Annotated in this window: 4 protein-coding genes and 1 pseudogene; 1 reads left to right on the forward strand and 4 read right to left on the reverse strand. The window is 72.2% G+C overall.

The window, feature by feature from the left end:
- Together ACFU99_RS35285 and ACFU99_RS35290 are read right to left on the reverse strand one after the other, a co-directional pair.
- A pseudogene (locus tag ACFU99_RS35285) lies at positions 1 to 234 on the reverse strand (hypothetical protein); the annotation flags it as partial.
- A 4-nt stretch (positions 235 to 238) separates the two neighbouring features.
- On the reverse strand, positions 239 to 958 hold the full coding sequence (locus tag ACFU99_RS35290; protein WP_384400184.1) for a papain-like cysteine protease family protein: 720 nt from the start codon (positions 956 to 958) through the stop codon (positions 239 to 241).
- 232 nt (positions 959 to 1,190) lie between these two features.
- Here ACFU99_RS35290 and ACFU99_RS35295 point away from each other — a divergent pair, with 232 nt between their 5' ends.
- On the forward strand, positions 1,191 to 2,135 hold the full coding sequence (locus ACFU99_RS35295) for a hypothetical protein (RefSeq protein WP_384400187.1): 945 nt from the start codon (positions 1,191 to 1,193) through the stop codon (positions 2,133 to 2,135).
- A gap of 158 nt (positions 2,136 to 2,293) precedes the next feature.
- On the opposite strand, the gene ACFU99_RS35300 is transcribed toward ACFU99_RS35295, so the two are convergent.
- Positions 2,294 to 3,373 carry a GNAT family N-acetyltransferase gene (locus ACFU99_RS35300; RefSeq protein WP_384400190.1) on the reverse strand — a complete coding sequence of 360 codons (1,080 nt, stop codon included), beginning with the start codon at positions 3,371 to 3,373 and terminating at the stop codon, positions 2,294 to 2,296.
- Between the two features lie 212 nt (positions 3,374 to 3,585).
- Positions 3,586 to 4,017, reverse strand: coding sequence for a Rieske (2Fe-2S) protein (locus ACFU99_RS35305; RefSeq protein WP_384400193.1), 432 nt, complete (start codon positions 4,015 to 4,017; stop codon positions 3,586 to 3,588).
- Positions 4,018 to 4,203 lie beyond the last annotated feature (186 nt).

A 4,203-nucleotide genomic window follows, 5' to 3' on the forward strand; every position in this document is an offset into this window, starting at 1 on the left:
GAAGCGGGAGAGCGTATCGAGCGTGGCGGGCGCGGTGGCCGCCTGGTGGGCCTCGGCGACGGCTGAGGCGGCGGGGGCGGCCGGCGTATCGGCCGCCTGGGCCGCCGGGGCGAAGCCCAGGAGCGCGCCGGCGAGTGCGCCGCCGGCAGCGGCGGCGGCCGCGCGGGCCGCGTTCCTCTTCGTAAGGCTACGGCTACGGCCCGGAGCGTTGGTGTGGTGGCTCGTCGCGGTCATGACCTCACGCTCCGATCCCGTAGAGCGAGTGGGTCCAGGAGAATTCTTGATTGCTGACATACCAGTCGTGCGAGGCCCAGTTGTAGCGGTTGTTGGAGGGCCACGGGTCGCCCCAGGAGACCTGGTTGTCGCGGGAGTTGTCGTAGCCGTAGAGCACATGCATGTGCCCGCCGCCGGAGGACCATTCGATGCGGGTCTCGACCGGCCGCCCGGCGCTGATCTCATTCTGCACGGTCGGGTAGCGCAGCCATCCGGTCACATAATTGCCGGAATTGATGCCCGCCCAGCGGAGCGCGGTCTGCACATTGGCGAGGTTGGCCTGGTTGTTGGGGCAGTCGGTGCCCTGGCGGCGGTTGAAGGCCGCGTTGCAGAACTGGTTCTGGCTGTAGTTCCGGCCGAAGAACGTGGCGATGGTGTCGCCGGAGGCGGCCCAGCACCAGTTGTCCTTCTGCTGGGCCTGCATGGTGATGTTGAGCTTCTTGGCGCCGGGCGCGGCCCGCAGGGCGGCGCTCTGGCCGCTCGCGGCCGCGACGGAGGCCAGGGCCGGGGCGGGGGCCGACGCGGCCATCGGTGCGGCACCGCCGGCGGGCTCGGCCGAGGCGGACACGGCGGTCGCCGTCGCCACGGCGGTTCCGGCCAGCAGCGCCGAGGCTATGAAGCCGGCTATCGGCAGCCGTCTGCCGCGTGCGCGGCTCTTCTGCGAGGGTGCGGGTGCACGGGTCATTGCGTTCCTCCCGAGCTGGGGGGTTGGTGTGGAGGAGCGCGTCCGGACGCTGGTGAGGAGCATCCGGGTGTTGTCGGGGGCCGGTCAACAGGATTCGTCGCGGGTGATGCGGGGGTGTGAACGACGGGAACCTGATGTGAACAGACCACATCTGTCAGCCAGGAACACAACGGTCCCAGCCGATGAGACCTGCCACACTGGTTGTGAAAATTCACAGAGGGGTGCGGGAACCGTGCACATCACCTCACGGACGAAGCCGACTGAGGCCGAACTCGCGCAGACCCTGCGCACCGGGCCTTTCGACCTCGCCCTCCGCTCGGCACTGGCCGCCCGCGGGCTGGCCCTGCACAGGGTGCAGCACCGGCTCGCGCAACGCGGCATCAAGGTCGGGGTGACGAGCCTCAGTTACTGGCAGCAGGGCGCCCGCCGCCCGATGCGCCCGGAGTCGCTGCGGGCGGTACGGGCCCTGGAGGAGATCCTGGAGCTGCCCGCGCAGGCCCTGACCCGGCTGCTGGAACCGCCCGCGCGCCCCACCGAGCACGAGCGCCCGGCCGGCCGTACGTACCGCTCCCTGCTGGACGAACCGCGCCCCCTGGAGCGGCTCCTCACGGAATTGGAGGCCCCCTCGGACGGCGGTCTGCACACCCTCTGCCACCTGGAACGGGTCCGTATAGGAGACCGGCGCGAGCTACAGGGCCGGGACTCGCACCACGTGGTGCGCGCGCACCGGGACGGCGTGGACCGCTATGTGGCCATCCACCACGGGGACCCCGGCTGCGACCCCGGCAAGGTGGCGGCACGGGCCACGGAGAACTGCCGGCTGGGGCGCGTGCGGTGGCACGAGGAGACCGGGGTGGTCGTCTGCGAGCTGCTCTTCGACACGAGGCTGCGGGCCGGCGACACCTATGTCTTCGGCTACGGCTTCGAGGACGGCACCGGCGGACCGAGCACCGAGTACGTCCGCGGGTTCGGCTACGCGGGCGCCCAGTACGTCCTCCAGGTGCGCTTCGACGCGGCGGCCCTCCCGGTGCGCTGCCGCCGCTTCACCCAGACCGCCGCCGGCGCCCCGCGCGGCAGGCTCCAGGACCTGACGCTCGCCGGCCGGCACCGCGGCGTGCACCTGGTCGAGCAGAGCGTACGCCCGGGAATCCTGGGCATCGGGTGGGACTGGCACTGAGGACGCTGAGGACACTGAGGACGGTACGGGCGCGGATACGGAGCGGCACGCGCGCGTAGGGCGCGATACGGGCGGCACGGGGGCCAACGCGACGGTACGCGCGCGTGCGGGCTGAAACCGAACAGCGGACGGTGGGCGGCGCCCCGTGACGGCCGGGGTCAGAAGCGCTTGACGAGGCTGACCGCGCGGTCGCCGACGGTGAAGCCGAGGCTCTGGTAGAGGCCGAGTGCGCCGGAGGGGTTCTCGGCGTCGACGTCGAGCACGGCCTTTTCCAGTCCTTCGGCCTTCAGCGAGCGCAGCACATGGGCGAGCAGCGTGCGCGCCAGCCCCTGACCCCGCGCGTCCCGCCGTACGCCGACAGCCGTGACGTAACCGAACGGGAAGCCGCGCAGCGGCCACTCGCCCTTGGCCACGTCGACGAAGCAGAAGCCGACGACACGCTCCTCATCAGGACCACCAGGCATGTCCGGAGCGCCGGAGGTGACGGCGATCGCCGACAGGTCCGGGCGGAACGCTTCGAGGCGGTCGCCCGCGGCCCATTCGGCGACGGTGACGGGCTGTGTGCCCCAGTGGTCCCGGAAGGAGTCGTTAAAGGCTTCCCTGGACCGCTCCTGCCACTCCGGCCCGTAGGGCACCAGCCGCACCCCCGGCGCGGCCGGCGCCTCGGCCACGGGCTCGGCGAGGTCGCGTTCCAGCTCCAGCCACCACCGGGCGCGCTCGTAGCCGTGCGCTTCGAGGAGCCCGATCGCGGCGGCGGCCTTCTCGTCCGCGCCGGAGGAGAGCCATCCCGGCAGGGCGTCGTCGCAGGCCGCGAAGTGCTGGAGCCCACGGGCCTCCTGCCACGCCAGCAGCGCGCCGCCGATGCCTTCGCCGCGCCGGTCGGGGGCCACCGTGCCGTCGAGGTCGACGCAGACGATCGTCTCGCGGGTCGACGGGGCGGCGGCCGAGCCGTAGGCGACGGCCCGCCCGGCGGCGTCGACGGCGATCACGGAGTCGCGCTCGGGGTCGAAGGACTCCTTCTTGAAGGTCTCCTCCAGCTCGTCCCTCGTCACCAGCCAGCGCGGGTGGTCGACCTCTCCGGCGGCCCGGCTCAGGTCGAGGATCAGGTCGATGTCGGCGGAGGTGGCGGGCCGCCAGGTGAGTCCGTCGCCGACCGAGGGCAGCGCTACGGACGACGGAGCGGTCACCCGGTCGCGCAGCGGACGGAGCTCGGGGCTGTGGTCTGTCGTCCCGCTCATGGGGGTCCTCTCTCGATGCCGGGCGCGCCCGCTGTGCTGACGCAGCGTCAGTAACGCCCGGTCCGTTCGGGCGTCACCCGCTGCCGATCCGAGCGTATCGAGTCAAAACTATGGAAAAAACTGATTATTTGCGCGCTGATATGCGCGTCCGGGCCCAACCGTCGGCCGACCCTGCCGACCGGGCCTCACACCGACGCGACCTGCGGAACCGCTCAGGCGTCCGGCCCCGCCACCAGCTTTCCGCCCTCCGTCTTGAGCGGTACGGACGGCAGCGGCGCGCCCGCCGGGCCGCGCAGGACCTTCCCGGTCTCGGCGTCGAACTGGCTGCCGTGGCACGGGCAGTTGATCTTCCCGTCCTCGATCTTGTCGACGACGCAGCCGGCGTGCGTGCAGACCGCGCTGAACGCCTTGTACTCGCCCTTGGCGGGCTGCGCCACGACGACCCGCTTCTCCCGGTAGATCTTCGCGCCGCCCACCGGCACCGCGGAGGCCGCGCCGAGGTCGACCGGCGCCGTGGGAGTGGCCGGCGGCTTCCCTCCGGACGTGCCGCCCGAGCAGGCCGCCACGCCGAATCCGGCGGCCCCCGCCAGGGCGGCTCCGCGCAGCACGGTTCGGCGGGCGGGCGCGGGCGGCTGGCTGCTCATGAGTGCTCCACAGGGGCGGCTGAGGCGGTTCGCTGGCTCCCCGACGATACCGTCACAGATCATTCCGCTTCGGTCGCCCCTCCCCGAAGAAACCCGTGCGGCCAGCGGAAACCGCGGAAAAAGGCAGCGCTCACCGGCCCACTCGCGCCTCGGGTGTGATGGGATTCGCCGGGGCCGAGGCAGTGG

The sequence above is a fragment of the Streptomyces sp. NPDC057654 genome (assembly GCF_042800135.1).
Classification (GTDB): domain Bacteria; phylum Actinomycetota; class Actinomycetes; order Streptomycetales; family Streptomycetaceae; genus Streptomyces.

Excerpts from the sequence above, each read along its gene's own strand:
- ACFU99_RS35300 (WP_384400190.1), bottom strand. The coding sequence starts at position 3,373 with ATGAGCGGGACGACAGACCACAGCCCCGAGCTCCGTCCGCTGCGCGAC.
- ACFU99_RS35290 (WP_384400184.1), bottom strand. The coding sequence starts at position 958 with ATGACCCGTGCACCCGCACCCTCGCAGAAGAGCCGCGCACGCGGCAGA.
- ACFU99_RS35305 (WP_384400193.1), bottom strand. The coding sequence starts at position 4,017 with ATGAGCAGCCAGCCGCCCGCGCCCGCCCGCCGAACCGTGCTGCGCGGA.